Genomic DNA, 26,889 nt, shown 5'->3' on the forward strand with positions numbered 1-26,889 from the left:
TTTCTATCTTTTCTTGTCCGTAGACTATGGTAGACATTAATGCCAATAAGTTAAAGATAAGTTGTCTCATAAGTTATTTATTTTTATTAAAAGCACAATCGTCACCTTTTACTCTCTTGTTCTTTATATCTGGAAATCAAAGTTAGAAAGTTTTATTTAATTTACCTAATTATTTTCCTAGTTATTTACAATTAGGTTACTTGCGAATTGAAATCTGATACCCAAAGCACTTTTGCCAGTTGTTTAAGAAACGTGTTGGCGTTTCACAAAATGAATATTGAACATGGAACTAAATTTAGTTATGTGAAAAGTACTTCAAGGTTACTCTATAACTCCAATAGATTTTTTTCAAATTTTTTTTTGCTTATCTGCTACTAATTTAGACTAATAATTTGATAATGAATATTTTATCTAGTGGTAGATAGAAATAATTACCATTTATCTCCCACTAGTAAATTTCTAAGTTGTTGATTGTCAGGATGCGTTTTAGTGGCAGATGATTTTAGTTTAATAGCAGATAGAAATCATCTGCCACTAACTCGAAATAACAGCCCTTCCAGCATTCAATAAATATCCGGCGAGCCTTCTTAAATCTCTTTTGTGAGATTTTATTTTTCAGGCGAGATGTTTATGTAATCTTGTACAAAACAAAACATTCTTCTGTACAAAAGAATTAATTGTTTTGTACAGAAGAATGCATTCTTTTGTACAAGGGTGCACAAATGTGTCTAGTAGTTTTATAAAAAGCAGACCGGAGTTATACAAAACTCCGGTCTGCTTTATCAAAAGTCTCAGTTCTTATAAATTGCTGAGCAATCCATTTAAATAACTTTACTGATATTCAAAAACAAGTTTAGTTGTCTTTGAATTGATAATAATAAAATGAATAGTTGTTTTCAGAATCTATTTTTGTAGCAGATGATTTGGTCTAGTGGAAGATGATTTTTTATCTGCCACCACCTGAAAGGCTTTATGGTAAGTTGTTTTAGTGAGTTTGGTGGGAGATAGGTAGATGATTTTGTGTTTTATTATTTGTTTTGTGTGATGAATTGTCTAGTTGCTTTGCAAAAGGTGTATATGATTAACAAATTTCTATAAATTAATATTGTTTCAGTTCTTTGAAAAATGATCTATATTATTGTATGTATTTTGAGAAATATTTTTATCTTTGTAACTGTATGCATGATATTGAATGCTCTTGTATATATAACAAATAACTCTTAAATCTATGAACACAGAAATAAACAAAATAAAGCAATTAATAAAGCAAGGCGAAGGTATAGAAATAGAATTTAAAGAATCTAACGGTTCGCTTACTCGTTCTGTGTTCGAAACTATTTGTGCATTCCTCAACCGTAAAGGAGGAACAATCTTGCTGGGGGTAGCCGATGATGGAAAAATTATCGGAGTAAATGAAGATACACTTCAGGCTCAGCTTGATACGTTGGCACGTGATATGAATAATCCTCAGATTATTTCTCCCACTTTCTTTCTCTCCACAGATGTGGTGGATATTGACGGGAAAAAAGTAATAAGCATCTTTGTGCCCGAAAGTTCGCAACCACATGCATACAAAGGAGCTTATTATGACAGGAATGAAGATGGTGATTTTAAATTGACTAACCAGCAGCTTATAACAAATTTGTTTCTTCGCAAACAGGATGGATATACAGAAAATAAGGTGTTCCCATATCTTGAAATGGAGGACTTTGAAACAGAACTCTTTGATACTGTACGCAATTTAGTGCGATTAACAAGAGCCGACCATCCTTGGATTAATATGAGCAATGAGGAAATTCTGGTTTCTGCACGGATGAGATTAAGAGATTCTTATACGGGAAAAGAGGGCTATACGCTTGCCGCAGCTTTGGTGTTTGGAAAGGAGAATACAATTGCGAGTGTGCTTCCTCATTTTAAAACGGATGCTCTTTGTAGAAAGGAAGATGTAGAGAGGTATGATGATAGAGATGATATTCGCTGTAATCTTATGAGGTCTTATTCTCGTCTGTTGGCTTTTATTCGCAAATATTTGCCCGATAGGTTTTATCTGGAAGGAAATCAGAGAATGAGCATACGTGAGCTGATATTTCGTGAAATGGTGGCAAATCTTTTAGTGCATAGGGAATTCTCAAACGCTTATCCGGCTACAATGACTATTTATAAGTATGAGGTAGTTGCCGAGAACTGGAATCGTCCGTATATGATGGGGCGTATCAATCTGGAAAACTTAAAACCGCATCCAAAGAATCCTACTATTGCTAATTTCTTTAAACAGATAGGCTGGGTAGAGGAATTAGGTTCAGGAGTAAGGAAGATGTATAAGTATTGTCCTATTTATGTAAATGACGCACTACCTGTTATTGAAGAAGGGGATGTGTTTAAAATCACAATCAAATATGAAGCAGGTGAACCTGTAAATGATATAGTAAATGGACCTATAAATAAGCCTATCAATGAGCCTTTAAGAACTAATGACCTTGTAAATGGACCTATAAATGGACCTATAAATGATAGAGTAAATGATAGAGTAAATGATAGAGTAAATGATAGAGTAAATGAGCTTGTAAGTAAACCATTAAATGATAATGAAATATCAATTATATCTCTCTTAAAAATAACGCCAGGATTAAATGCAAATGAAATATCAGAGCATATTAAAAAAAGCATACCATCAGTGGCACGTTATATAAGCTCTTTAAAGAAAAGAGAATTGATTGAATTTAGAGGAGCAACTAAAACCGGAGGATATTACATTATAACAGAAAAGAAAGAAGAGAAATAGCTATATAAACAATGTTGACATTAAATACGAACAGACGGCGAAAGCTCAAATACCAATATATTGTGAATGCACCAAACGCAGGCTATGTTTTATGAAACACGCACACAAAAATACTAGCTAATTAAGGCTCCGCAAAAGGTGGTTCTGTTGTATGTTTATTACTATTTAGAAGTTGCTGTGGATGCATTTTTACGACGGAACCTTATTAGTTCATGAAAGAGGAAAAGAACCTGTTTATATCTTTTAAACCGCCAAAATAACTAAATAATATTTTTATGAGTGATGTTAAAGAAAAAGATATTAATGAAAAGATAGTATATATTTTAAAAAGAAATAAGAATACTAATTTATTTGAAACTGATTTTGTGACAATAGAAGATACTTTTCCTGATTTTAATGAAAAGTTTCTTGATAATTATAAAGATAAAGATGACTTAATTGATTTAGTAGAAAAAGTAGATGTATGCTATTTTATAAATAAATCGATAGGTATTTGTATAAATATCGAACTTCCTTTTCAAGGTGTTAGAACTAAAGAAGAATTGAAGAGTTGTTCTTTACAATCTATAAAACGTTATTTATTACTAAGAAAGCGTGCCTTCTTATTAAAGCAAACTTTAAGTAAATGTAGAAATAATGATGTTCTTATATACTCCCACAGATATAGAGGTTGGTCTAGTCCAGTTATTACATTGAATAATGATTTTAGTGCAACAATAGCAACAAATTTTGGATTTGGTTATTCAAGCTATTTTTGTAATATATTAATTTATAAGAATATACCGATAATACCATTTTCTCATTATGTTCTATATCGGGGTATTGATTCTCATCAAATGATACGTTGTACTTGTGACTATCCAGTTGATGATATTTACTGGAAATATGCATTAGATAATATCCGAGATTTCTGTAATAATTATATTTCTGGGGATTATGATTTTGTGAAAAGATATTTTATAGAACAGTGCAACAAGATGATTGATGGACTAAATGATTTTTTGCGTTACAATATATTCAATCTCTATACAGACTTAGATATAGGGCCTAGATTGAAAAATGATAGATGTAAAGATAAGGAATGTGTTAATTTTTGCGGACATACACTTGTTGAATTTCGTGGTGAGAAAATAGCCGGTGCTTTGCTTTTTATAGATTCTTTAAAGGTTTTAAATGAACTTATTGAAACGCAAACTTATATTGATAAAATTATCTTGTATTGCAATAAAGTACTGCCGATGTTAAAAGAAGATCTTAAGATATTACTAAAAGAGCTTGATTCACAAAACAATGATTTAACAAATATTGAACCAGAATATGATATTGCATTAAAAGAAAAACTAAAGAGTAATGAAGAATTCTATGAATGGCGAAAAATATATAATCAAGTTGAGAATGAATTCAAAAAAAAGTATATAGAAGAGAAAATAATAAATGGGTTCAAAGATATAAAGCAGGAACAGCTTCCAAAAGAAAAATATATATCTTGGAATGAATATATTTTATTTGATAAAATAAAGCAAGAAGAAGTACAAAGATGTCTTTTTTTCTATCTCTATAGAGGATCAGTGGAAGAGCAATTTAAAGAATCCTTTGATAAAAATAATCCGGAATATGCTCCCTTCTTAGATGAAAGAGAAAGAATAGATAATAAATTCAAAGAAATAAGTCTCAGGTATAATAATTTAAAAGATGAAATTCGTAAAAATGAAAACTTTAGATTTAATATAGGAAAATACATACATACTATTGAAGACTATTTTAATAAAGATCGTTTTAATAATTAATGTTTTAATAATAATTATATGAAAATAAGAGGGGTACTCATATTAACATTACTAATGTTGTTTGCTGCTTGTAGAAACATACAGACATCTAACCTAAATAAAGACGGTAAACAGACAAGCAAAAAACTTTCAGATACTGTTAATACGAGGAATGATTCTGACTTTTCTGAAAGAAATAAAGAATTTAAAGAGCTGGAATCGCATATTCCCCGATTCTATATTAAGTATAAGCAACCTATAAACGGGTATTCTGTAAAAGTGATGGTTGAATCTGTTGATGAACCATCACGTGCTATATTGGAATTCTCGAAAGATGGAAAAGTAGCATTTACTTTAGAAAACAGATATTTTTATGAATCTGCTTTAGAAGGTGATAAAAAGAAAATATTTAAAAAAGGTGTGTATTATGTTGATTATAAAATTAGAAAGAATGAAAGATTTTCGGGAGATTTAGATAAAGGTGTTCCTTTTTTCTTTCAGGATGTGAATTTTGATAATACAAAGGAGCTGGTATTTTCTTTATGGGGGCAAGGGCAAAGACATACAAGTATGTATAAGGTCTATTCTGTTAATGACAATGCAGAAGATATACTGTATCAGATTACTGACAATGAGCCATTTAATAAATTAGATGATTTTACTAAATTTGATCAAAAAAATAAAACAATAACTCTTTTTTGCGATGGTGGTGCTTCCAATTATACAGAATTTATTTATAAACTGAATAATGATGGGGATGACTTTGTACCTTTAAAGAAAATTGTTGATACAGTCGATGGAGAAGAAATAGAATATAAAATTAAAGTTATAACTAGCAAAAAGGGATGATGGTACATCTTAAATATTTTTATTCGAATTTAAAAAACGATATATGTGAAAAGAAGAAAACATTTATTATTTGGTTTATGATAATATATGTTGTACTTACGCTTATTCCAATTCTATTGGAATACCTCTCATTTGAACGAAATAATATCAATCCCTGCTGCTCTCCATATAATGCAAATTATATATATTTCCCATTATGGCTATATTTGTTGGGATCGATCTTTGCTTCAACTACGATGGTTTCAATAAATAGTAATTCAAAACAAAATATTTCTTTAAATGTACAAGTAACAGCTTTGGAAAAATATGTCACACATCTATTCATTATTATAATACTATTTCCTGTAGCATTTTTAGTAGCGTTTAAATTTGCCGATTATACTAGAGTCGCATTCTTTAATATATATTATTCTGCAAATTGTTATCCAATATCTTTAGTTAATGCGATAAGACACTGCTATAATCCTGTACTGGAATTCTCAGCAGGATTATTTGTACAATCAATTTTTATATTAGGAAGTACAATCTGGCGCAGAAAATCATTCATAAAAACTGTAGCAATAGTATTTTCTTTGTATATAACTCTGGTTATACTAGAGACTCAATTTGGAGGTTTTATATCAAGTATATTTAATAATATGAATTGGCTGATAGAAATTTTGGTATTCTTATCACTTTCACTTATAAACTGGAGACTTGGTTATTTGAATTTAAGAATAAACAGTAATAAAATGAAGTAATAATTCTCTCTAGCAATAGAGAATATGACAGATTGTGCAGCGGAAGATGCAGCAAGAAATGAAGATAGACCTGTAAACGGACCTGTAAATAGGCTTGAAAAATTAAGGCCCATATAAAAGAATCAATCAGATGAGGGAATAAATGAGGGAGCAAAATAAACCTCTAAATGATAATAAAGTATCTATAATTCCCGAGGCTACTACATCATAACAGAAAAGAAAGAAGAGAAATAGTACTGAAAATTCTTGCTGATATAAGTTTGGGTTGAAAGGCTAACTAAGATTATATAAAAAATTGACTATAAAGATTATAAGTCAAAAAAGTAAGTCATAAAATCAAAAAAGGAAGTGATATTGTCATTCTAAAAATATATCTTTATGACTCATTGTTAATCTTTAAAAAACAGCCTATGAAAAATCTAAAAATGTTTATCAATGGGAAATTTGTAGAAAATGCTTCCGACAAATGGATTAATGTTCTGAACCCTTCGACTGAAGAAGTTATCTCACTTATGCCGGACGGTACTGCCGATGATGTAAAAGCAGCAATTGATGCTGCAGAAAAAGCTCAGCCAGCATGGGAGAAGATTCCGGCAGTGGAAAGAGCTAAATATCTTAGAATTATTGCAAATGGTATCAGAAAAAGAGAAGCTGAACTGACTGATATTATTGTGAGAGAAGGAGGCAAAACGCAGGCATTGGCTAATGTTGAGGTTTTATTTACCGCTGATTATTTGGATTACATGGCCGAATGGGCCCGCCGTTATGAAGGCGAAATTATTCAAAGTGACAGACCAAAAGAAAATATATTCCTGTTTAAGAAACCTATTGGTGTTACTACAGGAATCCTTCCCTGGAATTTTCCGTTTTTCTTAATTGCCAGAAAAGCTGCTCCTGCATTGGTTACTGGTAATACGATTGTAATTAAACCAAGTCAGCTGACTCCTGAGAATGCTTATGTATTTGCTCAGGTTGTTGAAGAATCAGGCTTGCCTGCTGGCGTGTTCAATATAGTATTTGGTAAAGGTTCGGTAGTGGGTCATGAACTGGCAGCTAATCCAAAAGTGGGAATGGTTAGTCTCACTGGAAGTGTGGATGCAGGTCGACAGACTATGGCTGCTGCCTGTACTAATATCACTAAGGTATCTCTGGAACTAGGCGGAAAAGCTCCTGCTATTGTAATGAATGATGCAGACATTGATTTGGCTGTAAAATGCATTATTGCATCCCGGGTTATTAATACCGGACAGGTTTGCAACTGTTGCGAACGTGTTTATGTGCATAAAGATGTAAAGGATGAATTCCAGAAAAAGGTGATTGAAGGAATGAAGAAGGTTACTTTTGGTGATCCTAGCAAAATTAAAGAACTGGATATGGGGCCGCTGATTGATGCTAATTCGCTGAAATCTGTTCAGGATAAAGTGGATAAAGCCGTTAAGCAAGGAGCTAAGATTGCGTGTGGCGGTAAGAAGATAGATCAGAAAGGTTATTTCTTTGAACCTACTGTTCTTACTGATGTAACCCATGATATGGATATTGCACACGAAGAAACCTTTGGTCCGGTTCTGCCAATCATCGAATTTACTGATTTAGATAAGGCTATTGAATGGGCTAACGATTGCGAATACGGACTTACCTCATCTGTATATACAAAGAACCTGAATACTGCGTTGAAGTTGGTACGTAGTCTGAAGTTCGGTGAAACGTATGTGAACAGAGAGAACTTTGAGGCTATGCAGGGATTCCATGCCGGATGGCGTAAATCGGGTATTGGTGGTGCTGATGGTAAACACGGCCTGGAAGAGTATTTGCAAACTCATGTTGTTTATATTGAAACACAAGATTAATGGATAAATCACTTAAAATAGGATTGTTTATTCCTTGTTATGTAAATGCGGTTTATCCGGAAGTGGGTATCGCTACTTATAAATTGCTGAAATACTTTGGATTAAATATTGACTATCCTATGAATCAGACCTGCTGCGGCCAGCCTATGGCCAATGCAGGTTTTGAAGAAAAAGGTCTGGCTACGATAAAAAAGTTCGGAGATATATTCAAAGACTATGATTATGTGGTGGGACCTTCGGCTAGTTGTGTGGCTTTTGTGAAAGAAAACCATCCGCAGATTCTGGCAGCTCATGGACATGCTTGCCAGACTGAAGGTAAGATTTACGATGTGTGCGAGTTTTTGCATGACATTGTTAAGCCGGATAATCTTCCGGGTGAATTTCCTCATAAGGTAAGTGTGCACAATAGCTGTCACGGAGTACGGGAATTAAATCTTTCTTCGGCAAGCGAACTGAATATTCCTATGTATTCCAAGATAAAGGATCTCCTTTCTTTAAAGAAGGGAATTGAAATTGAAGAACCGGAAAGAGTGGATGAATGCTGCGGATTCGGGGGAATGTTTGCCGTCGAGGAAGAGGCGGTGTCCTGTGCTATGGGAAGGGATAAGCTGCAGAATCACATGAATACCGGTGCCGAGTATATTACCGGTGCCGACAGTTCGTGCCTGATGCACATGCAAGGAATAGCCCGAAGGGATAAATTACCTGTTAAGTTCATTCATGCTGTCGAAATATTAGCTAGTGGATTATGAATAAAAATCATGTTACAGCTGCAGAGGCTTTCCTTAGTAATAAAGAGGGAGCGCAGTGGCATAACGAAACTCTTTGGGGTACACGCGTAAAAAGAGATAATCTGGCGAAGGGTATTCCTGAATGGGAGGAGTTGCGCGAACTGGCAAGTAAGATAAAGATGCACTCCATTACTCATCTGGATCATTATCTTCTGCAATTTGCTGAGGCTGCTGAAAAAAATGGTGCAACCGTACACTGGGCTAAAGATGATACGGAGCACAACGATATTGTTCTGGAAATTCTTCGTAAAAACAATGCGGAGAAGGTTGTGAAAAGTAAGTCGATGCTGACGGAGGAATGTCATTTGGATGATTTCCTGATTGAAAACGGCATTGATGTTATTGAAAGCGATTTGGGTGAACGGATTCTTCAGTTATTGAAGCAGCCGCCCAGTCACATTGTAATGCCGGCCATTCACCTGAAAAGGCAGATTATAGGGGAGCTTTTTGAAGAAAAGCTGAATACCGAAAAAAGAAATTCCGATCCCACTTATCTTACCGGTTGCATGCGTGAGAATCTCCGGAAAGAGTTCCTTTCTGCAAAAGTGGCGATGACCGGAGCTAATTTCGGTGTAGCCGAGACGGGTGATATAGTTGTCTGTACAAACGAAGGTAATGCTGATATGGGAACATCTCAGGCCGATATTCATATTGTATCAATTGGGATTGAAAAGGTGATTCCTAATCGTGAGTCATTAGGTGTTTTCACTCGTCTGTTGGCAAGATCGGCAACCGGACAACCAATAACTTCTTATACTTCTCATTATTGTAAACCCCGCAAGGGAGGTGAATTGCATATTATTTTAGTGGATAATGGAAGAAGTGATATTTTAGGAAACAAGGATCACTTGCAAACATTGAAATGTATCCGTTGCGGAGCTTGTATGAATACTTGTCCTGTTTACCGGAGAAGTGGTGGCTATTCTTATTCGTATTTCATTCCCGGTCCTATTGGTATTAATCTGGGAATGCTGAATGCACCGCAGGTATATTATACTAACTTACCGGCTTGTACTCTCTGCTTCTCATGTAACAATGTCTGTCCGGTAAAAATAGATCTAGGTAATCAGATTTATAAATGGAGGCAGGGGCTTGATGCAATTGGCAAAGCAAATCCTGCTAAAAAAGTACTGTCTGGCGGAATGAGTTTTCTTTTTAATCATCCCGGGCTTTTTCACAGTGCGTTGAAAATGGCACCGATAGTTAATAAAATACCGCGTTCGCTGAAATATAATAAGTTCAATGAATGGGGCATTGGAAGAGAATTGCCGGAGTTTGCCCCTGAATCATTTACCTCCTGGTGGAAGAAAAACGTTAAGCGATGAATAGCAAAGAACAGATTTTAAATAATATCAGGCAGCATAATCTGGAACAGTATGATATGCCTGTGATTGAACTGGATGCCATACAGTTTCCTGATAAAATTAACCAGTTTATTGAGGTCAGTAAAGCTGTGGGTGGCAATGCCGTTTTATTGAAGGAAGGTGAGGATATAAATCAATTAATAGCCGAACTGTATCCGGATGCTAAAACAATTGCATCTAATGTACCCGATATTAATTCGACTATGGATCCGGATTCTGTCAATAATCCTCGAGAACTGAACGGTGTTAATCTGGGAATAGTTGAAGGGGCGTTTGGTGTAGCAGAAAACGGAACTGTGTGGATTCCTCAGCATGTAAAAGAGAGAGCTCTCTATTTTATTGCGGATAGTTTGGTAATCCTTCTCGATAAAGAGAGTCTGGTAGATACTATGCATGAGGCATATAAAAGACAGCAATTTAACGATTACGGATTTGGAGTTTTTATATCCGGCCCTTCTAAAACTGCAGATATTGAGCAGGCTTTAGTTAAAGGTGCTCATGGTGCTAAGGAGGTGACGGTTATTCTGAAATAAACAATTTTTGTTTAATCTTTAAATAGGGTAAATAATTTTTGTTTTATAATTAAAGTTAGCAATGGATGTTCACCGAAACGAAAGACTTTTAAAGTTGAAATTATAAAGGTCCGGGTTTCGGTGAACATTGTTTTTATGAAAGGTCTATTTGCTAAAACTCAAAGGTTATGCCCAAAGTAGGAATCACTGTACCACTATTCTGACTGATATATTTCATTTTATACCGTTGCTGATTTGCAGGAGCGGAAGGATTTTCAATTACTCCGGTACTCATTAAGGCATCGGCTTGCTTAATCTGACTACCTGTTATATTCTGTAAATCAATGTAGAAACCAAGCATGTATTTCTTAATATAGAAAGTTTTATCAACTCTCAGGTCAATGCGGGTATAGGCAGATAAACGTTCGGTGTTGTATTCGGAATAGTCGTAATAAGCCCTGCCTTGCGCATCCCATGCCGTTACCAGTGATGATTTTTCTACATCATAAGGAGTGTAAGGCGCACCACCTATACTGCTTATTTTTGCTCCGAAACTCCAGTTCTTTTCAAAGTTGTACGTACCTCCCAGATTGAAGATGTATTTGTTATCCCACGAAGAGGCGATATATGGACTTATCTCATTTTTTCGGTATTCACTTTTAAAGAGGGTGAGGGCGGAGGATAGATTTAGCTTTTTCACGATAATCCACTTAGCCATCAACTCAATACCATACGAACGCCCCTGAGCAGTGGGTGTAAGTTCCTCATTTCCTACCACACCATAATCGGCTCCTTTATCTGCCAACGGGATATTATCATTTATGGAAAAAGGAATATTATCGTACTTTTTGTAGAATCCTTCGGCAGTAATCTGAAGGTTCTCGCTATGCTTGTAAGTTAGTCCGGCACTGTATTGATCGACAGTTATATATCCAAGATTTTTATTGACATAAATACCATTGTTATCTTTATAACCAAGAGCGGTATAAGCCGGTAACTGATAATACCGTCCTACATTGCCACTGAAATAAACATCGCCTATAATCTGGTAGGAGAGAGACAACCTTGGTGAAAGTTGATTATTGAGCTTATTCATCTGTGAGGTATAATTGCAGGCATCACCTCTTACGCCCAGTGAGACAGTCATTCGTTCATCCGGTGATTCATAATTCATGGTTCCGAAGAATCCCCAGCGCAGCATATCCAGAAAGGTGTGATACTTATATGTCTTAGATTGATCTGTGTATGCCTTTTGAAATGTGTTATTGCTATATTGTGTGTGATCCAGATTTGCTCCGAAACTCACTTTTACAGCCCCAAAGGTAGAAACATTTTCTACACGCAGTTTAGTTTCCTGCTCAAGCGAACCATATTTCAATGTCAGATTATCAGGGCTGCTTTCATCATTTCTCAGATATTTTGTGAGGTGATTATTCAGATAACTGTGACTCAAAACTACTGTCTGGATATGTGCGCCTGCATAATGTTTGTATACCGAACCAAGAGTGAATGTTTCCTGCTTAACAGTGGGCAGATAGCTGAGTATATATTCTGCCTTTTCGCCCGTAAGATTTGTATTGAGTTTCATATTGTCAATACCTGTAAGTCCAAGGAATGTAATTTCATTATGCTGGGAAAGTCGTGTTTTTGTTTTAAACTGTGCATCGGTATATGTAGGCAGGAAAGGCAATCCCAAAGCTTTGAAAAGGAATTGCAGGTATGACTGACGAACAGAAGCCAGATAAGTTGTCTTTTTACTTAGTTTACCATTAGAGGTTAAAGAAAACTCGGATGCTCCGAGAGTAGCTTTCATGGAGTTCTTTTCCATATTTCCGTCACGCAACTTGAAATCGAGCACGGAGCTCAGTGCATTTCCTTTGCTTGCGGGAAAAGCCCCGGTATAAAAACTAACTTCACGGATGAGGTCGGCATTAATAATTCCAACCGGTCCGCCGGATGCTCCCTGCGTACTGAAGTGATTAATATTGGGAATCTCCACTCCATCCATATAGAAACGGTTTTCTGAAGGACCGCCTCCCCGGACAATCAGGTCGTTACGGTATCCCACAGGTGAGTATCCCACGCCTGCATAGTTTTGCACAATGCGTGAAATGTCGCGGTTAGCTCCCGGACTTTTCTCTATTTCCTGCAACCCTATCAGGCGAAGCCCAACAGGACTTTCGGGATTTCTTCTGAACATAGAAGCTGTAACGCTTACTTCGCCCAGTTGAGTAACGCTTTCTTCAAGTTCTACCGTTATAAAGAGATCTTTTGTGGAGATAATATATTCGGGGGTGAGCACTGTGTTGTATCCTACTGCTGAAATCTGTAGTCTATATATTCCCGGTACTACATTCTGAATGTTGAATTTTCCCACAGAATCTGTCACTGCTCCTTGTCCGGTTCCATTAATACCTATACTTGCAAAGGATATTGGTTCTCGTTTTCCTTTGTCGATTACTATTCCTTTTATGGAATGTTTTTGTTGTGCCACGGTGGTCAGAGCGACCAACACAAAAATAATCAGGGATATTATCTTTTTCATAAATTGTCGTATTTTTTACTAATAACAAAAATCGGAATAAAAATGTTATAATCCTTTTTCTTTTTATTTAATTTTGTAGAATTCTAAAATTTAGAACAATATAAGTATTAATAATTAATGAACATGAAAAACCGTATTATTTCTTTATCTGTTTTTTTGCTTTTTCTTGCAGTGAGTCTGCATGCAGCAAAGGTAGATACATTGTTAGTGAAAAGCCCGTCTATGAATAAAGACGTACAGGTGGTTGTAATTTCTCCTGAAGCGACTAAGGCCTCAAAGAGTGCAACCTATCCGGTACTTTATCTTTTGCATGGCTATAGTGGTAATGCCAAAAGCTGGATACAGTTGAAACCAAATTTACCTGAAATTGCTGATCAGAATAAGATGATCATAGTATGTCCTGATGGTAAAAACAGTTGGTATTGGGATAGTCCAAAGGATTCTTCCTATCGTTACGAAACATTTGTATCAGATGAATTAGTGAAGTATATTGATAATCATTATAAAACTGTTGCAGAAAAGAAAGGTCGTGCTATTACTGGTTTAAGTATGGGTGGTCACGGAGCGTTGTGGCTTGCTTTCCGTCACAAAGATATTTTTGGTGCAGCAGGAAGTACCAGTGGTGGAGTAGACATTCGTCCTTTTCCAACTAACTGGGAAATGAGTAAACAGCTGGGTGAGTTTGCTTACAATAAGAAATCATGGGATGAACATACTGTAATTAATCAGATTGATAAAATTGAAAACGGCGACCTTGCTATTATTATTGATTGCGGAGAAGGTGATTTCTTTCTTAATGTGAATAAAGATCTCCACGAACGGTTATTGGGACGGAAAATCAATCATGATTTCATTACCCGTCCCGGAGGTCATAGCGGTCAATATTGGAATAATTCCATTGACTATCAGTTGTTGTTCTTTAAAAAGTTCTTTGAAAGATAACCGCTTGTTATTTCTTTATAGGAGCTAACCATGCTCCGTTTGTCTTTTTTCTATCCAGTGAACTTTGTTTGGCGTTCAACACAGTAGATATAGATTTGGTGCGAATGCTCTTTGTGAGGCTCGCACCATTTATTAATGCAAGTGCTTTGCTCAACATCATTTCATTTTCATCTCCCAGTTCTTTATATGTGCTGTAATCTGAAAATTCATCCAGTTCGTAATCGGGAGTAAAACCACTACCGTAATCAGACTCATTTTTTGAATTGTACAGTTTCCCTATAATAGGTTGAATCATCCAGTTTGATTCTTCGTGCTGAATAGAGACAGATCCCAGATTCTTTCCTTCGGTAGTTGTACCAATTAATGTTACATTCATAAATGGTTTTAGTCCGTTGATCAATAGCTCTGATGATGAGGCTGTGTATTTGCTTACCAAAACATACAGACGAGACAGATTAAGATTAGCTCCTCCTTTAATAGAATCACTGTCGAAGCTATAGATGTTTTGTGACGGACTCATTTTATCATTGTACTTTATTACGCAAAATGTTTTGCCCAACGCTGAACTTGGAGCAAGCATTGTACTAAGTAACTGGCTGTTGCTGATATATCCTCCAGGATTGTAACGAAGGTCGAGAACGAATTCTGTTACATTCTGACTTTTGAATGATGCAAAGAGCTGGCGCAATTCATTTTGATAAGTGTAATCGTTGGCATTATCATTTGGACCGGTGGCAAAGTGAGTGTACATCAGATAGCCGATCTTGCTTCCCGATGTACTTGTTAATACTTTATTTACCAGAATAGGGTCATTATTCACAGCTTTGGCGGCACCTAAAGTTAGTGTACCTTTTTCTGCAAATGGGTTAGTTGAATTTCCTGTATAGGTAGCTAAAGTTAGCTTTACTCCACTGCCGGTAAGCAATTGGGTATAATTGGTACTTGTTATTTTATTACCGTCAAAGGCTATAATCCAGTCACCACGTTTCAGTCCGGCAGTGCTGGCAGGACTTCCTGGCAAAACATAAAGCACGCGAACATATACAGAACTATTTTTTTCGTCTGTATAACTCATAAACTCGAATCCGTAAGAAGAGCTGTCATCAATACTTTTAGTAGTAACCTCTTTTTGCTCTATCCATGAATAATAGTTCCCGTTTTTCTTTTCTTTGCTTGATAGTAAAGTATAGAAGAAGGTATCCGGGTTTGCATAAAAGTTTAGTTTGCTTTCAGCTGGAATTTCATCATACCATAAATAAACGTCTTTCATCTCACCATAAATCCAGTCGTTAACACCTTTAGTATCCTTGTATTCCAACCGGCGATCTTCTCCTTGACAGGAAGATAATAATGTGGCAAATGTTGCTCCAAGGAGCAGTAAAAACAAATATGTATATTTCTTCATTTTCTGTGATTTTCTTCGTTTAAGATTACAAAACTAGTAATTCCTATTGATTTATACCACAATTGTGGTACGAAAATGACTAAATTACGTGATTGTGTACCCCTTAATCACACCCTATCTTTGCAATATAAGAAAACAATTAAAAACTATAGCATTATGGCAAAGATCGCAAAACAATTAACAGACTTAATAGGAAATACTCCTTTATTAGAACTTTCTCATTTTAATGCAGTTAAGGATCTCAAAGCAACAGTAATTGCAAAGCTTGAATATTTTAATCCTGCTGGTAGCGTAAAAGATCGTGCTGCGTTTGCAATGATTCAGGATGCTGAAGAGAAAGGACTTCTTAAATCGGGAAGTGTGATAGTAGAACCAACAAGCGGAAACATGGGAGTAGGACTTGCATTTGTTGCCGCAGTAAAAAAATATAAGCTAATTTTGACAATGCCAGATACCATGAGCGTTGAACGTAGAAATCTTCTTAAAGCTCTTGGTGCGAATCTAGTTCTGACTCCTGGTGCCGAAGGTATGAAAGGGGCAATTGCTAAAGCATTTGCAATTAAAGAAGAAACTCCGGATGCAGTTATTCTTCAACAATTTGAAAATTCTGCTAATCCTGAAATTCATAGCAAAACTACAGCAGAAGAAGTATGGAGAGATACAGATGGTAAGGTTGACATCTTTGTAGCAGGCGTTGGTACTGGTGGTACTGTATCTGGAGTAGGAAAGACTTTAAAAAATTATAATCCTAATATTAAGATTGTAGCTGTTGAACCTTTCGATTCTCCAGTATTGTCCGGTGGTAAATCTGGTCCACATAAAATTCAGGGTATAGGTGCAGGGTTTGTTCCTAATAACTTTAACAGCAGTGTGGTAGATGAAATTATTCAGGTGAGCAATGATGATGCAATCCGCACAGGTCGTGAACTTGCTTCACAGGAAGGCTTACTGGTTGGCATTTCATCAGGAGCCGCTACTTTTGCTGCTTCAGAATTGGCTAAGAGGCCTGAAAACGCAGGAAAGAAGATTGTAGTATTACTTCCTGACACTGGCGAACGCTACCTTTCTACTTTGCTTTATGCTTTCGACGAATATCCTTTATAGGAGCGGGAGCTGAATTTATCCTGATTTAATTAATAGAATAAGAAATTTAAAATATTACGAATATGGCTATTGATACAAATAAACTAAAGTTTGAAACATTGCAGGTGCATGCAGGACAGGAAGTTGATAAAACAACACATTCACGTGCAGTACCTATCTACCTGACAAGTTCTTATGTTTTTGAAGATGCACAGGATGGTGCTGATCTGTTTGGATTACGTAAGTTTGGCAATATATATACACGATTAATGAATCCTACTACCGATGTGTTTGAAAAAAGAGTGGCAGCCCTTGAGGGCGGACTTTCCGCCTTGGCTACCTCTTCCGGACAATCGGCTCAGTTCATTGCATTGAATAACATTGTTGAGGCTGGTGATAACTTTGTTTCTACTTCTCACTTGTATGGTGGAACATATAATCAGTTTAAGAATCAGTTTAAAAGACTGGGAGTAACTGTTCATTTTACTCCGAATGATTCTCCTGAAGAGTTTGAGAAACTGATTGATGATAAGACTAAAGCGCTTTATCTGGAAACTATTGGTAATCCGGATTTGAATATTCCTGATTTCGAGGCGATTGCTGCTGTTGCCGATAAGCATGGTATTCCATTGATCGTTGATAATACCTTTGGTGCTGGTGGAGCCATATTCCGTCCGTTGGAACATGGTGCTAGTGTTGTTGTGGAAAGTGCTACAAAATGGATTGGTGGACATGGAACTGCTTTGGGTGGTGTTATTGTAGATAGCGGTAAGTTTAACTGGGGTAATGGTAAATTCCCAGCTTTTACAGAACCTAGCGAAAGTTATCATGGATTGGTGTTCTGGGATGTGTTTGGTGCAAATGGCCCATTCGGAAATATAGCATTTACTATTCGTGCACGTACAGAAGGATTGCGCGATTGGGGTAATACAATCTCTCCATTCAACTCTTTCTTATTGTTGCAAGGACTTGAATCGTTGTCTCTTCGCGTAGAACGTCATGTTTCTAATGCTTTGGCTTTGGCACAGTGGCTGGAAGCTCGTCCGGAAGTGGAATATGTAAACTATCCGGGATTGAAAAGCAGTCCATATCATGATTTGGCTGTGAAATATCTGAAAAGAGGTTTTGGTGGTGTTCTTTCCTTTAAACTTAAAGGTGGAAGCAAAGATGCCGACAATTTGATTAATAATCTGCAGCTTATAAGCCATTTGGCTAATGTTGGTGATGCTAAAACCTTGATTATTCATCCAGCTGCAACTACACACGAACAGCTTTCGGAAGAAGCAAAAATTGCTTCGGGTGCGGTTCCCGGATTGCTTCGCCTTTCTGCTGGTATTGAGAATATTGACGATATCAAAGCAGATTTGGAGCAGGCACTTGCTAAGTTATAATTATGGGTGAGCTGAGAATAGAATTATATCAGCCGTCCTATCAATCAGATTTTGTTCGGCTTAATTCAGAATGGATAAAGACTTTCTTCCATCTGGAGAGTTCTGACCGAGTTGTATTTAACGACCCAGAAGGTTACATTCTGAATAAAGGCGGACAAATTTTCTTTGTAGTCAATAAATATGGAAAGCCTGTTGGATGTTGTGCACTTATGTCTCATCCGGAAAAAGGAATATATGAATTGGCAAAGATGGCTGTAACTCCTGGCTATCAAGGTAAAGGAGCTGGGAGCCTGTTGGGAGAAGCAGCTTTGGCTTATGCCCGAAGTAACGGTTATAAAAAGATATTTCTGGAAGGGAATACAAGAATGGAAGCATCCATAGCGCTTTATAAGAAACTTGGATTTAAATCAGTTCCTAAACGTGGTGCTTCATATAAACGTTGCAATATTATGATGGAATTATATTTATGAAGCCCACAGCGGTGGTTTCATAATCTACTCTCGTTCTTTATTGTTGTTGTTTTTAAGTGGTGGCTAGCCGGAGCATTTTAATTTTGTGAAAATTAAAAGGTTCCGGCTATACATTTATCTATCCTTGCAAAGGATTTCTCCACTTCCTACGCAAATGTTTGCATCTTTATCATATACCACTCCAAACTGTCCGGGTGCTATACCTTGCAGCTTTTTGGAAGATTCTATTCTGTAAATGTTTCCATCGTGTGTAAGCTTTCCAGGAATAAATTCCGGAGTATGGCGAATCTTGAAAGTGACATCAATAGAATCTTTTACTGATTCCCATGGATTGTCTGTGATGAAATGGAAATCGTGCATGCTGAATTCCTGTCCATATTGTGTTTCAACTTCGTAACCGCGGGAAACATAGATTATGTTTTGTTCCAGATCTTTTTTAATAACAAACCAAGGACCACCACCTAAGCCTAGTCCTTTTCGTTGACCGATTGTGTGGAACCAATATCCATTGTGGGTACCTAGAATCTTTCCTGTTTCCAGCTCCACAATTTTTCCTTTCTTCTCGCCTAAATAGCGACGAATGAAGTCGTTATAGTTAATCTTTCCCAGGAAGCAAATGCCCTGACTATCTTTTCTTTTGGCAGTAGGAAGTGCTGCGCGGAGAGCGGCATCCCTAACTTCGCTCTTCATCATTCTGCCAAGAGGGAACATCAGCTTTGATACCTGCAAGTAATCAATCTGAGCCAAGAAGTCGGTCTGATCTTTCACCGGGTCAATAGCTGTAGATAGATAAACCTTTCCATCTATTTCTGTAGTAGAAGCATAATGTCCTGTAGCAGTCTTATCAAAATCTTTTCCGCATTTCTGTTCAAAGCAACCAAACTTAATTAGTTTATTGCACATTACGTCTGGATTGGGAGTGAATCCTTTACGCACTTTATCAATGGTATAAGACACCACATTGTCCCAATATTCCTTCTGTAAATCAATAATTTCAAAACGACAACCGTATTTTTTCGCAATATAAGTTGCCATTTCAATATCTTCTTCAGCTGTACATGAAAGATCCTCATCGTCATCCATTCCGATCTTGATATAAAACAAAGCCGGATCATATCCTTGTTCTTTTAGAAGATGTACAACAACTGAGCTGTCTACACCTCCTGAGAGTAATGTTGCTATTTCCATAAAAAATAAATGTTATATATAATATTCCGCCATGTCAACAATCCCTGCTCTCATGGCGTATTTTGTTGCTTCGTGAACGTTGTTTACTTCCAGTTTCCGGAAGATGTTTTTTCTATGTGAGTTAATTGTGTGAAAACTCAGATTCCGTTCGGCGGCAATTTCTTTAGTAGTTTTACCTAATGCTATCTCTTTTAAAATAATCTTTTCTGTATTGGTAAGTATATTTTCGATAGGAGCCTGAGTTTGTTTGCCAATCAGCATGTTACTTACATGATTACAGATAAACCTTTCTTTGCGCATGGCGCACTGTAAAGCAGATGTAATTTCTTCTTTTGAATTATCTTTCATCACGAAGCTGAACGACTGACTACTGTATAGTACCCGCTTAACAAACTCTTCACTAAGTTCATCGGAAAAGAGTATCCAGCTAATTTTAGGGAAGCGTTCATTGAGAATAAGTAATTCATCGGCTCCGGCAAAGTCAAACAGCGTATAGTCCAGAATAACGATTGCTTCTGGTGAGGTACGCAATTCTTTGATAAGCTCAGCACGGTTATTAGCCTCTGTGATATTGCCTACATCTTTCAGTCCCCCTAGCAAGAATAATATCCCTGCTTTGGTAATATCCTGATTGTCTGCAATAACATAATCTCTCATAATTCTTTAGCCTTCTGCTGTTTTGTCTTAATTCGGGTGCAAATTTACGGAAAATAATGGAAATATTCTTCTTGATTTTTTTGAAAAGAATGATTTTTATATTTATTATTATTTTTAATTTATAAAAGCTTGATTAAAAGAAAATATAATTAATTCATTGTGTATTTATAGATAGTTTATAACTTTGGGTGCTATTAGTCTTGTTTAGATACTATGATTTAATTCTTTAAGTAAGATTTATTATAATTCCTTCTTCGTAATCAAAGCTTGAAATCTAAGTTTATGAATATTAAAGATATTGACGAAAAGAAAATTGCCAATTTATAATATAAATAAAATGAATTTAATATTCAAGAGAAGAAGTTCTACACCTTTATAGCAGAATTCAAATCTCTGAACCTTGAACAAATTAAGATCAATAATATGAATAAAAATTTATTTAGTTTGCTAGGTCTAGGTACTACACTAGTTACACCTGCAATTTCAATATATGCTCAGCAAACGAAATCTCCAAATTTTATTTTTATCCTGGCCGATGATATTGGTTATGGTGACTTAAGTTGCTATGGCGAAAAAACAATTCATACTCCAAATGTAGATAAACTGGCTTCTCGTGGAATCCGTTTTACAGATGCACATGCTGTTGCTGCAACAAGTACACCTTCCCGTTATTCTTTACTTACCGGTCACTATGCTTGGAGACGCAATGATACCGGAATTGCTACAGGTGATGCCGGAATGATTATCCGTCCTGAACAGACAACGATTGCAGATATGTTTAAAACATGTGGATATACAACAGGTGCAGTAGGTAAGTGGCATTTAGGACTAGGAGATAAAGCCCGAACACAGGATTGGAATGGATATATTACTCCGGGATTATCAGATATTGGTTTTGATTATTCGTATATTATGGCTGCAACGGGCGACCGTGTACCATGTGTTTTTGTAGATAATCAACGGGTTGTAAATCTTGATCCCAATGATCCTATACAGGTAAGTTATGAGAAACCTTTCCCTGGTGAACCTTTGGGAAAAGATCATCCAGAATTACTTACCACTTTGAAGCCAAGTGTAAATCATGGTCACGATCAGGCTATTGTGAATGGAATTTCTCGAATTGGATACATGAAAGGGGGAAAACAAGCTCTTTGGAAAGATGAGAATATAGCCGATAGTATTACAAATAAAGCGGTCAATTTTATTAGAGACAACAAAGATCATCCGTTCTTTCTTTATTTTGCAACGAATGATGCTCACGTTCCCCGCGTTCCACATCCTCGGTTTGTTGGTAAAAGCGGAATGGGAGCCCGTGGCGATGCATTATTAGAGTTCGATTGGAGTGTAGGTGAGATAATAAAGACGCTCGATAAACTGGGCTTGACTGAAAATACGCTTATTGTTTTAACCAGCGATAATGGTCCGGTTGTTGATGACGGATATCAGGATAGAGCAGTGGAATTATTAGGAAAACATCGTCCATGGGGACCTTTCCGTGGAGGTAAGTACAGCATTTTTGAAGCAGGAACACGAATTCCATTTTTAATTAGTTGGCCAGCCAAGGTTAAATCGGGTGTTTCCAATGCTTTGGTTTCTCAGGTCGATTTATTTGCATCTTTATCAGCCTTGATGGGTAAAGAGATAAAAAAAGGAGATGCTCCCGATAGTAAGAACTACCTGTCGGCTTTTTTAGGAGAGACAAAGAAAGGGCGTAAGTACATTATAGAACAAGCCGGTACATTGTCTGTATCCACTAGTAAATGGAAATATATTGCTCCAGGTAATGGCCCTGCATACAATAAGCTAACTAATACGGAACTAGGCAATAGTAAGGAACCTCAGCTTTATAACCTGAAGAAAGATAGAGGAGAGAAAGAGAATGTTGCTTCTAAACATGCAATGGAGATTGAAACACTTAAGGCTATTCTTGAAAAAGAAAAGGCTTTAAATCCTCAATATGTGCCGATTACCCATTAATGTTTGTAATATTGGAGAGCAAACAATAAATTTGAAGCTTACAAAAGTAATAATTTAGATAACAAATAACAGAACTGACTTGTTTGTATAGAATTGATAATTAATAAAATACTAGCTAATGAAACGAAACAGAACAAACATCCTTATTCTATTGATAGTTTTTTTATGCAGTGGTGGCAAACTGGCCGCTCAGCTTCATATTACACCAAAACCGTTGGTTGAAGAGTTGCAGAAAGGAACCTTTATACTTAATAAAAAGACGGTGCTCTATACAAATCTTAAAGATGAAGAGCGTAATAATATGCTCAACTTCTTAAAAGAATCTCCTCTAAAACTTTCTAAAATAGGGAAATCGGGTAAGAAAAATTCAGTGAACCTTCTTTTGGTTGAAAAAACAGCCGATTATCCATCAGCTGAAAGTTATCAGCTATCAATAACTCCTAAGCAAATAACTATATCTGCTACAGATGGAGCTGGATTATTTTATGGGGTTCAGTCGCTTTTACAGTTAGTGAATCAGAATGAAGGTTTGAAAACAAAAGTGCTTCCAGCTGTACTTATTAAGGATACTCCCAGATTTTCTTACCGAGGACTTCATCTGGATGTATCCCGTCATTTCTTTACTAAGAATTTCATCAAGATGCAGCTTGATATGATGGCTTATTACAAGCTTAACCGCTTTCATTGGCACCTGACTGACGGTGCAGGTTGGCGTATTGAAATTAAAAAATATCCTTTACTCACTGATAGTGCTGCATGGAGACCTTATAAAACCTGGAAAGAATGGCATAGAAATGGCCGGAAATATTGTACTATAAATAATCCGAAAGCAGAAGGCGGATATTATACTCAGGAAGATATCAAAGAGGTGGTAGCTTATGCACAGTCGCGCTTCATCACTGTTATTCCGGAAATAGAGATGCCGGGACACTCTGAAGAAGTTCTGGCTGTTTACCCGGAATTATCTTGCTCGGGAAAACCTTATGTGGATTCAGACTTCTGTATTGGAAATGACAGTACTTTTACATTTCTTGAAAACGTATTGACCGAGGTTATGGCTCTTTTCCCTTCTAAATATATTCATATAGGAGGAGACGAAGCAAGCAAGAAGGGATGGAAAACCTGTACTAAATGTCAGGCACGTATGACCAATGAGAATTTAAAGAATGTGGATGAGCTACAGAGTTATATGATTCACAGAATAGAAAAGTTCCTTAATGCTAACGGAAGAAAACTGCTGGGTTGGGATGAAATACTTCAGGGTGGTTTGGCACCCGATGCTACTGTGATGTCATGGCGAGGTGAACAAGGTGGAATAGCTGCAGCAAAAGCTGGTCATCAGGCTATAATGACTCCTGGAGAGTTTTGTTATTTTGATGCTTTTCAAGATGATCCTTCCACTCAACCCGAAGCAATTGGAGGATTTTTGCCTTTGCAGAAAGTATATTCTTATAATCCTGTTCCCGATTCACTGACTGTTGATCAGAAAAAACTAATTCTTGGTGTGCAGGCTAACTTATGGACTGAATACGTTCCAACGCCCGAACATGCAGAATACATGATTTATCCAAGATTACTGGCTTTGGCTGAAGTTGCATGGACAGCTCCTGAACTTAAGTCGTACCTGGATTTTCATGCACGTGCATTGAAAGCTGTCAATTTCCTCGAAAGTCGTGGATATCATCCTTTTCAGCTGAAGAATGAAGTGGGAGAGAGACCAGTAAGTTTGCACAAAGTGAACCATCTTGCTGTTGGAAAGAAAATAACCTATAACTCAAAAAAGAAGTACTACTATAATTACACGGCTGGAGGAGACTCTGCTTTGGTAGATGGATTCAGAGGGGGATGGTCGTACGGCGATCACCGTTGGCAAGGTATTATTGGTACAGACTTGGATGTAACGATTGACCTTGGTGCATCAATGCCTATTCATTCAATAGGTGCCGACTTTATGCAACTCATCGGACCTGGTGTGTGGATGCCTCATGACGTGGAAATCAGAATCTCTGAAGATGGTGTGAATTTTACTTCTCTTCGCAAAATAGAGAACGAGCTTCCAGAGGATTATGAACGGTTAGCCTTCCGCGAATTTGGCTGGCAAGGTGAACAAACAGCACGCTACATTCAATACATTGCCCGTCCTAACAGTAAAGGAGGTTTTATGTTTGTTGATGAGATTGTTGTGAAGTAAAATAATGCTAGGGAAATAATAGAGTGGATTAACTCTATTATTTCTCTACTTCTGCATCAACATTTAAGGCTAGTTTTACTGGTGCTTTTTTCCATTTTCCCTGACTTGTTTTTCTGTAATAGGATGTGGATCCTATTCATCCCCGATGCCAGGTACAATTGTCCTTTACCTAAATCCTTAATAAACTCCATTGTAACAAGTGTATTTCCTTCAACAACAATATTATCCAGTTTATTATCTGTTAATTTAGAACTCAAAGTAAATGAACCTTTAGGCGCTTTACTGTAAATATATATTGGATCGCGCAGCACATTAACAAAATTATTTTTGCCTGCCTCTTTATAAACATTCAGACGAAAACAAAGACTGTCGTAAGTGCATTTGGTTACTTTTATAGAAACGTTATGTAAGATAGCCCGTTTCTTAATCTTTAATAGAACTCCCATTTCATATCCTTTTTTATTATCCATGAAACCGGCTTGAAAAAATACCTTGAAATTATTACCTAACTTCTTTTCTTTTACACGAATTGGTTTTATTACTACTTCACTCAGGTTAAAGACTTGTGGCTTAAGACTGATAAGATGAGGTTGCTTTTTAAAATCGGCCATCTTAATGGAAACTGGGGTATATCCTGTATAGGAAAAACGGATAGAATCGTTATCAAATTCTGAACCAACATTTATATTGTAGTGCCCATTTACATCTGAAACCGTACCTATATCTTTCCCTACGATACCAATGTTTACGAATTCCAAAGGCTCTTTTTTCTCATTAAGAACATTTCCAGAATATGTTTGGGCAAATGTGATAATGGGGAAAATAATTAAGATAATCAGGTTGATAGATCTTTTCATTTAGAGTTATTCATTTGTTTATGTAGTGTTTTATTTTAATCATTTAATTTGATAGTGTAAATGTATATCTTTTTTAAAGCTGTGTACAAATATGTTTCGAAAATTTAATTTATTTGTTAATTTTTTATCTCTAAATAACAAATTAAATAGTTTTTATTAATCAAAACCTAAAGTACGATTAGCAAAAAAACATCTATCTTTGGACTTCAAATACCAGTTATCGAATTATGAATCAATTGAAATTTGTAGAAATAGAAGAGGAAGATCTTACTTTCGTAAAGGAAATGTATGATTACTACACGCTTAATACTACTGTTGTTTATTCTATAGATCCTGTTCCGATGGAGGATATAAGGAGTTTTGTTCCTGTAAAAGATCCTCTTTACCGTTCCTTTATGCTTTTAACTCCCGAGGGAGAAAAATGTGGCTTCTGTTATTTTAATAAGTTCAAGCCACGAGCTGCATTTAGTGTATCAGTTGAAATTACAATTTACCTTAAACCCGGGTTCGAAGGCAGAGGATATGGAACAGAAGCTTTACTGAGACTTGAAGACTATGTACGCGAAGGAGGGTTTACAAATATTGTTGCACTGATTTCCGGCGATAACATGGTTAGCCGCCATTTGTTTGAGAAGTGTGGTTATACCTGCAGTGGGAATTTGAAGAACGTGGCCCGTAAATTTGACCAATACCTGGATTTAATGTTTTATCAGAAAGAGGTCTAGTCCTCATTTTATCAGATACCTGAAATAAAGCATATAAATAACAATCTTTGCTTAGTTATGGAAATAAGAGTAATAAATAATTGTGATGGCATCGACTTCTCTGAAGTAGTAGAAATATTAAAAGCTGTAGGTATGAGATATCATGCCCCTGAAGTTCAGGAAAAAGCTTTTCGAAATAGTGCCTCAACAGTTTTTATATTCCACAAAGAGACATTGGTTGGATTCGCACGAGCTATCAGTGATGGTGTTTTACAGGCTGCGGTATATGATGTAGCTATTCATCCATCCTATCAAGGTAAAGGATTGGGCAAAATACTTATTGAAAATTTAAAGGAACAACTTTCTGGTTACAATCTCATTTTATATGCTTCTCCAGGCAAAGAAGAATTTTATAAAAGAAGTGGTTTCAGTAAAATGCTTACAGGCATGGCTTATTTCCAGGATGCTGATAGCAAAAGAGAAAAAGGCTTTATTGAATAAAAGTGATCTTTTGAAAATACTAATTGTGTTTTTGATTAAAGAATAAAAGATATGGGGCTGTCCAAAAATTATATGCTCCCGAAAATTAGACAAAAAAACTTTCGGGATCATTTCAAAAGTAGAATTGCCATGTTTTCAAAGTATGAGAAGCTGCTAAAATATAGAAATTTGTTATAGTATTACCAGGCCTTTTATATGTAATCTATTCTTAACTTTAGTTCTAATATTTTACATATTTAATTTATTGTTCTAAATGGTTATATATGAAGTGGATACTTTTAATAGATTAATGGTATAAATAGCTTTTTTTACTTTGTGAGAGCATTT

General features: G+C 36.2%; 21 protein-coding genes. 16 read left to right on the forward strand and 5 right to left on the reverse strand.

The window, feature by feature from the left end:
* Nucleotides 1–1,228 precede the first annotated feature (1,228 nt).
* The 8 genes from BUC21_RS02065 to BUC21_RS02100 all read left to right on the forward strand — a co-directional run bounded on the left by BUC21_RS02065 (nucleotide 1,229) and on the right by BUC21_RS02100 (nucleotide 10,672).
* On the forward strand, nucleotides 1,229–2,782 hold the full coding sequence (locus BUC21_RS02065) for an RNA-binding domain-containing protein (protein ID WP_083547556.1): 1,554 nt from the start codon (nucleotides 1,229–1,231) through the stop codon (nucleotides 2,780–2,782).
* A 275-nt stretch (nucleotides 2,783–3,057) separates the two neighbouring features.
* Entirely contained in the window at nucleotides 3,058–4,569 is a 1,512-nt protein-coding gene (locus BUC21_RS02070) for a hypothetical protein (protein WP_073398869.1), read from the forward strand.
* Between the two features lie 18 nt (nucleotides 4,570–4,587).
* A complete protein-coding gene (locus tag BUC21_RS02075; RefSeq protein WP_139261199.1) occupies nucleotides 4,588–5,397 on the forward strand; it encodes a hypothetical protein in 810 nt (269 codons plus the stop codon).
* A 77-nt stretch (nucleotides 5,398–5,474) separates the two neighbouring features.
* Nucleotides 5,475–6,137: a hypothetical protein gene (locus tag BUC21_RS02080; RefSeq protein WP_139261201.1), complete on the forward strand. Its 663-nt coding sequence runs from the start codon at nucleotides 5,475–5,477 to the stop codon at nucleotides 6,135–6,137.
* A gap of 410 nt (nucleotides 6,138–6,547) precedes the next feature.
* Entirely contained in the window at nucleotides 6,548–7,984 is a 1,437-nt protein-coding gene (gene aldA / locus BUC21_RS02085; protein ID WP_073398872.1) for an aldehyde dehydrogenase, read from the forward strand.
* Complete coding sequence (locus BUC21_RS02090) at nucleotides 7,984–8,736, forward strand: (Fe-S)-binding protein (protein WP_073398873.1); 753 nt, start codon at nucleotides 7,984–7,986, stop codon at nucleotides 8,734–8,736. The genes aldA and BUC21_RS02090 overlap by 1 nt, the downstream gene beginning before the upstream one ends.
* Nucleotides 8,733–10,100 (forward strand): lactate utilization protein B, encoded by a 1,368-nt coding sequence (locus tag BUC21_RS02095; RefSeq protein WP_073398874.1) that lies wholly within the window; start codon nucleotides 8,733–8,735, stop codon nucleotides 10,098–10,100. Before BUC21_RS02090 ends, BUC21_RS02095 begins: the two co-directional genes overlap by 4 nt.
* Nucleotides 10,097–10,672 carry a LutC/YkgG family protein gene (locus BUC21_RS02100; protein ID WP_073398875.1) on the forward strand — a complete coding sequence of 192 codons (576 nt, stop codon included), beginning with the start codon at nucleotides 10,097–10,099 and terminating at the stop codon, nucleotides 10,670–10,672. Before BUC21_RS02095 ends, BUC21_RS02100 begins: the two co-directional genes overlap by 4 nt.
* A gap of 151 nt (nucleotides 10,673–10,823) precedes the next feature.
* Here the strand turns inward: BUC21_RS02100 and BUC21_RS02105 are convergent, their stop codons facing one another.
* Nucleotides 10,824–13,196, reverse strand: coding sequence for a TonB-dependent receptor (locus tag BUC21_RS02105; RefSeq protein ID WP_073398876.1), 2,373 nt, complete (start codon nucleotides 13,194–13,196; stop codon nucleotides 10,824–10,826).
* Nucleotides 13,197–13,319: 123 nt separating this feature from the next.
* On the opposite strand from BUC21_RS02105, the gene BUC21_RS02110 reads away from it, so the two are divergent.
* The gene (locus tag BUC21_RS02110; protein ID WP_073399171.1) at nucleotides 13,320–14,138 is read left to right on the forward strand and encodes an alpha/beta hydrolase; all 819 of its coding nucleotides are present in this window, start codon (nucleotides 13,320–13,322) and stop codon (nucleotides 14,136–14,138) included.
* Between the two features lie 7 nt (nucleotides 14,139–14,145).
* On the opposite strand, the gene BUC21_RS02115 is transcribed toward BUC21_RS02110, so the two are convergent.
* A complete protein-coding gene (locus tag BUC21_RS02115; protein WP_073398877.1) occupies nucleotides 14,146–15,543 on the reverse strand; it encodes a S41 family peptidase in 1,398 nt (465 codons plus the stop codon).
* 156 nt (nucleotides 15,544–15,699) lie between these two features.
* On the opposite strand from BUC21_RS02115, the gene cysK reads away from it, so the two are divergent.
* The 3 genes from cysK (at nucleotide 15,700) to BUC21_RS02130 (ending at nucleotide 18,487) form a co-directional block, all read left to right on the forward strand.
* Nucleotides 15,700–16,647, forward strand: a complete 948-nt coding sequence (gene cysK / locus BUC21_RS02120) for a cysteine synthase A (RefSeq protein WP_073398878.1) — start codon at nucleotides 15,700–15,702, stop codon at nucleotides 16,645–16,647.
* Nucleotides 16,648–16,709: 62 nt separating this feature from the next.
* Nucleotides 16,710–18,017: an O-acetylhomoserine aminocarboxypropyltransferase/cysteine synthase family protein gene (locus tag BUC21_RS02125; protein WP_073398879.1), complete on the forward strand. Its 1,308-nt coding sequence runs from the start codon at nucleotides 16,710–16,712 to the stop codon at nucleotides 18,015–18,017.
* 2 nt (nucleotides 18,018–18,019) lie between these two features.
* The gene (locus BUC21_RS02130) at nucleotides 18,020–18,487 is read left to right on the forward strand and encodes a GNAT family N-acetyltransferase (RefSeq protein ID WP_073398880.1); all 468 of its coding nucleotides are present in this window, start codon (nucleotides 18,020–18,022) and stop codon (nucleotides 18,485–18,487) included.
* Nucleotides 18,488–18,601: 114 nt separating this feature from the next.
* On the opposite strand, the gene mnmA is transcribed toward BUC21_RS02130, so the two are convergent.
* The gene (mnmA, locus tag BUC21_RS02135; RefSeq protein WP_073398881.1) at nucleotides 18,602–19,675 is read right to left on the reverse strand and encodes a tRNA 2-thiouridine(34) synthase MnmA; all 1,074 of its coding nucleotides are present in this window, start codon (nucleotides 19,673–19,675) and stop codon (nucleotides 18,602–18,604) included.
* 12 nt (nucleotides 19,676–19,687) lie between these two features.
* Nucleotides 19,688–20,332 (reverse strand): response regulator transcription factor, encoded by a 645-nt coding sequence (locus BUC21_RS02140; RefSeq protein WP_073398882.1) that lies wholly within the window; start codon nucleotides 20,330–20,332, stop codon nucleotides 19,688–19,690.
* 423 nt (nucleotides 20,333–20,755) lie between these two features.
* Here BUC21_RS02140 and BUC21_RS02145 point away from each other — a divergent pair, with 423 nt between their 5' ends.
* Together BUC21_RS02145 and BUC21_RS02150 are read left to right on the forward strand one after the other, a co-directional pair.
* Entirely contained in the window at nucleotides 20,756–22,309 is a 1,554-nt protein-coding gene (locus BUC21_RS02145; RefSeq protein WP_073398883.1) for a sulfatase family protein, read from the forward strand.
* 118 nt (nucleotides 22,310–22,427) lie between these two features.
* Nucleotides 22,428–24,500: a glycoside hydrolase family 20 protein gene (locus tag BUC21_RS02150; RefSeq protein ID WP_073398884.1), complete on the forward strand. Its 2,073-nt coding sequence runs from the start codon at nucleotides 22,428–22,430 to the stop codon at nucleotides 24,498–24,500.
* A 56-nt stretch (nucleotides 24,501–24,556) separates the two neighbouring features.
* On the opposite strand, the gene BUC21_RS02155 is transcribed toward BUC21_RS02150, so the two are convergent.
* Entirely contained in the window at nucleotides 24,557–25,357 is an 801-nt protein-coding gene (locus BUC21_RS02155; RefSeq protein WP_073398885.1) for a carboxypeptidase-like regulatory domain-containing protein, read from the reverse strand.
* A gap of 227 nt (nucleotides 25,358–25,584) precedes the next feature.
* Here BUC21_RS02155 and BUC21_RS02160 point away from each other — a divergent pair, with 227 nt between their 5' ends.
* Together BUC21_RS02160 and BUC21_RS02165 are read left to right on the forward strand one after the other, a co-directional pair.
* A complete protein-coding gene (locus tag BUC21_RS02160) occupies nucleotides 25,585–26,082 on the forward strand; it encodes a GNAT family N-acetyltransferase (protein ID WP_073398886.1) in 498 nt (165 codons plus the stop codon).
* 57 nt (nucleotides 26,083–26,139) lie between these two features.
* Nucleotides 26,140–26,562, forward strand: coding sequence for a GNAT family N-acetyltransferase (locus BUC21_RS02165; protein ID WP_073398887.1), 423 nt, complete (start codon nucleotides 26,140–26,142; stop codon nucleotides 26,560–26,562).
* The last annotated feature ends 327 nt before the right edge of the window (nucleotides 26,563–26,889 follow it).

The organism is Bacteroides luti (assembly GCF_900128905.1).
In the GTDB taxonomy this organism is placed as follows: domain Bacteria; phylum Bacteroidota; class Bacteroidia; order Bacteroidales; family Bacteroidaceae; genus Bacteroides; species Bacteroides luti.

Bases quoted from the DNA above. Each gene is read 5' to 3' on its own strand.
- BUC21_RS02065 (WP_083547556.1), top strand. From the start codon at position 1,229: ATGAACACAGAAATAAACAAAATAAAGCAATTAATAAAGCAAGGCGAA.
- BUC21_RS02070 (WP_073398869.1), top strand. From the start codon at position 3,058: ATGAGTGATGTTAAAGAAAAAGATATTAATGAAAAGATAGTATATATT.
- BUC21_RS02075 (WP_139261199.1), top strand. From the start codon at position 4,588: ATGAAAATAAGAGGGGTACTCATATTAACATTACTAATGTTGTTTGCT.
- BUC21_RS02080 (WP_139261201.1), top strand. From the start codon at position 5,475: ATGATAATATATGTTGTACTTACGCTTATTCCAATTCTATTGGAATAC.
- aldA (WP_073398872.1), top strand. From the start codon at position 6,548: ATGAAAAATCTAAAAATGTTTATCAATGGGAAATTTGTAGAAAATGCT.
- BUC21_RS02090 (WP_073398873.1), top strand. From the start codon at position 7,984: ATGGATAAATCACTTAAAATAGGATTGTTTATTCCTTGTTATGTAAAT.
- BUC21_RS02095 (WP_073398874.1), top strand. From the start codon at position 8,733: ATGAATAAAAATCATGTTACAGCTGCAGAGGCTTTCCTTAGTAATAAA.
- BUC21_RS02100 (WP_073398875.1), top strand. From the start codon at position 10,097: ATGAATAGCAAAGAACAGATTTTAAATAATATCAGGCAGCATAATCTG.
- BUC21_RS02105 (WP_073398876.1), bottom strand. From the start codon at position 13,196: ATGAAAAAGATAATATCCCTGATTATTTTTGTGTTGGTCGCTCTGACC.
- BUC21_RS02110 (WP_073399171.1), top strand. From the start codon at position 13,320: ATGAAAAACCGTATTATTTCTTTATCTGTTTTTTTGCTTTTTCTTGCA.
- BUC21_RS02115 (WP_073398877.1), bottom strand. From the start codon at position 15,543: ATGAAGAAATATACATATTTGTTTTTACTGCTCCTTGGAGCAACATTT.
- cysK (WP_073398878.1), top strand. From the start codon at position 15,700: ATGGCAAAGATCGCAAAACAATTAACAGACTTAATAGGAAATACTCCT.
- BUC21_RS02125 (WP_073398879.1), top strand. From the start codon at position 16,710: ATGGCTATTGATACAAATAAACTAAAGTTTGAAACATTGCAGGTGCAT.
- BUC21_RS02130 (WP_073398880.1), top strand. From the start codon at position 18,020: ATGGGTGAGCTGAGAATAGAATTATATCAGCCGTCCTATCAATCAGAT.
- mnmA (WP_073398881.1), bottom strand. From the start codon at position 19,675: ATGGAAATAGCAACATTACTCTCAGGAGGTGTAGACAGCTCAGTTGTT.
- BUC21_RS02140 (WP_073398882.1), bottom strand. From the start codon at position 20,332: ATGAGAGATTATGTTATTGCAGACAATCAGGATATTACCAAAGCAGGG.
- BUC21_RS02145 (WP_073398883.1), top strand. From the start codon at position 20,756: ATGAATAAAAATTTATTTAGTTTGCTAGGTCTAGGTACTACACTAGTT.
- BUC21_RS02150 (WP_073398884.1), top strand. From the start codon at position 22,428: ATGAAACGAAACAGAACAAACATCCTTATTCTATTGATAGTTTTTTTA.
- BUC21_RS02155 (WP_073398885.1), bottom strand. From the start codon at position 25,357: ATGAAAAGATCTATCAACCTGATTATCTTAATTATTTTCCCCATTATC.
- BUC21_RS02160 (WP_073398886.1), top strand. From the start codon at position 25,585: ATGAATCAATTGAAATTTGTAGAAATAGAAGAGGAAGATCTTACTTTC.
- BUC21_RS02165 (WP_073398887.1), top strand. From the start codon at position 26,140: ATGGAAATAAGAGTAATAAATAATTGTGATGGCATCGACTTCTCTGAA.